The sequence below is a fragment of the Streptosporangium sp. NPDC049644 genome, from assembly GCF_040675205.1.
Taxonomy (GTDB): Bacteria; Actinomycetota; Actinomycetes; order Streptosporangiales; family Streptosporangiaceae; genus Streptosporangium; species Streptosporangium fukuiense.
The window spans coordinates 1-2485 of sequence record NZ_JBFAOJ010000229.1 but is presented as its reverse complement, the minus strand read 5'-3'; the positions used below and the strand labels follow the sequence as shown (position 1 = coordinate 2485).

2 protein-coding genes are annotated in these 2485 nt (G+C 71.1%); both read right to left on the bottom strand.

Going from position 1 to position 2485, the window contains the following annotated elements:
- Positions 1 to 1799, bottom strand: a 1799-nt coding sequence (locus AB0J58_RS44640; RefSeq protein ID WP_364227855.1) for a type I polyketide synthase, incomplete at its 3' end; no start/stop codon positions are given.
- A gap of 39 nt (positions 1800 to 1838) precedes the next feature.
- The coding region (locus AB0J58_RS44635) for a phosphopantetheine-binding protein (protein WP_364227852.1) at positions 1839 to 2485 on the bottom strand (647 nt) is incomplete at its 5' end.

Genomic DNA, 2485 nt, shown 5'->3' with positions numbered 1-2485 from the left:
TGACGATCCAGCTCCGCGATCACCGCGTCCAGCGCCTCGGCGAACACCGGGAACCGGGCGTACAACTCCCGGCCCATCCCCACCCGCTGGCTCCCTTGACCGGTGAACAACACCGCCATCTGCGGCTCCGCGCCGGCCGGACCGTGCAGCACGGCGGCGTCCGGCCGGTCCTCGGCCAGCGCGCCCAGCCCGGCCAGCAGCCCGTCACGGTCCCCGGCCAGCACCACGGCCCGGTACTCGAACGCCGACCGGGTCGTGGCCAGCGAGAACGCGACGTCGGCCAGGCGTAGACCAGGCTCGTCGTCCAGGTACGACGCCAGCCGCCCGGCCTGCGCGCGCAGGGCCTGGTCGGTCCGGCCCGAGACCAGAACCGGCACCAGACCCGCGGTCCCATCCGCCGGCGCCGGCTCCTCGGCGTCGGTTCCCGGGCCCTGTTCGATGATCACGTGGGCGTTGGTGCCGCTGAAGCCGAACGACGACACCCCGGCCCGCCAGGGCCGGTCCACCTGAGGCCAGGGCCTGGCCTCGGTGAGCAGTTCCACCTCGCCCGCCGACCAGTCCACGTGCGAGGACGGCTCGTCCACGTGCAGCGTCTTGGGCAGCAGGCCGTGCCGCATGGCCATGACCATCTTCATGACGCCGGCCACACCGGCGGCGGCCTGCGTGTGGCCGAGGTTCGACTTGACCGACCCCAGCAGCAGCGGACGTTCCCGATCCTGGCCATAGGTGGCCAGCAGCGCCTGCGCCTCGATCGGGTCACCCAGGGTCGTCCCGGTGCCGTGCGCCTCCACCGCGTCCACGTTGGCGGGAGTGAGCCCGGCGCCGGCCAGGGCCTGGCGGATCACCCGCTGCTGCGACGGGCCGTTCGGGGCGGTCAGGCCGTTGGACGCGCCGTCCTGGTTGACCGCCGAACCGCGCACGATCGCGAGGATCTGATGCCCGTTGCGGCGCGCGTCCGACAGCCGCTCCAGCACCAGCATGCCGATGCCCTCGGACCAGTTCGTGCCGTCGGCCGCGTCGGCGAACGCCTTGCATCGTCCGTCGACCGCGAGCCCGCCCTGGGCACTGAAGTCGATGAACATCCCGGGCGTGGCCATCACGGTCACGCCTCCCGCCAGGGCCAGCGAGCACTCGCCCGAGCGCAGCGCCTGCGCCGCCAGATGCAACGCCACCAGGGAGGACGAGCAGGCGGTGTCCACCGTGACCGCGGGCCCCTCCAACCCCAGCGCGTACGAGATACGCCCGGTGGCGATGCTCCCGGCGGTTCCGGTGGCGACGAAGCTCCGCACGTCCAGCGGGAACTCGACGCTCGGACCGTAGTCGTGGTAGATCACACCGGCGAACACGCCGGTGCGGCTGCCGCGCAGCGAGACCGGGTCGATCCCGGCCCGCTCGATCGCCTCCCACGACACCTCCAGCAGCAGCCGCTGCTGCGGGTCCATCGCCAGCGCCTCACGCGGCGAGATCCCGAAGAAGCCCGGATCGAACTCCCCGGCCTCGTGCAGGAAGCCACCCTCACGCACATAGCTGGTGCCCCGGTTCTCCCGATCCGGGTTGTACACGCCCCCGAGGTCCCAGCCACGCGACGTCGGGAACTCCCCGATCACGTCCCCGCCCTCGGCCACCAACCGCCACAGGTCCTCAGGAGAGTTCACGTCACCCGGGAAGCGGCACGCCATCGACACGATCGCGATCGGATCGTGCCTGCCCGACTCGACTTCTTGAAGCCGTCGACGAGTCTCGCGCAGATCGGCGGCGACCGACTTGAGGTAATCGACGAGCTTCCGGTCTTGCGACATCGGGGCGTACCTCCGAAGAACTCCGAGGCGAGCCGGGGATCACAGATCTTTCAGGTGACCCAGTTCGCTTTCGATGAGACCGAGGATGTCCTCGGTACTCGCAGATTCGAGCATGTCGTCGACAGCGATTTCACTAGTTTCTGAGCCCGTCCCGTTCACCTTCGTCAGCAACTGCCGGAGCCGGGTCGCGATGCCGTTCCGGGTGATCTCGTCGAGTTCGTCCTCGGCGAGCGCGGTCTCGAATCGGTCGAGGTCGGCCAGCAACGACGGCTTCTCGGCCACGGCTTCCCCGGGGGCGAGCTCCGCGAGGAGGTGTTCGGCGAGCACGGTGGGGGTGGGGTAGTCGAAGACGAGGGTGGACGGCAGGCGCAGCCCGGTGGCCGCGTTGAGCCGGTTGCGCAGCTCGATCGCGGTCAGCGAGTCGAAGCCCAGCTCGCGGAACTCCCGCCGTACTTCCACCGCCGCGGAGTCGGAGTGTCCGAGGACGCCGGCGGCCTGGGCGCGAACCAGGTCGAGCAGCATGCGGACCCGCTTGGGCTGGGTGAGGCCGGCCAGCCGGCGGGCAAGTGCCTCGCCATCGGCTCCGGTGGCCGCCGACGCCGCCGTGCGGCGGGTGCTCCGCACCAGGCCGCGCAGCAGCGGCGGAATCTGGTCCTGAGGCAGCGGCGGCAGGTTCAGCCGTACCG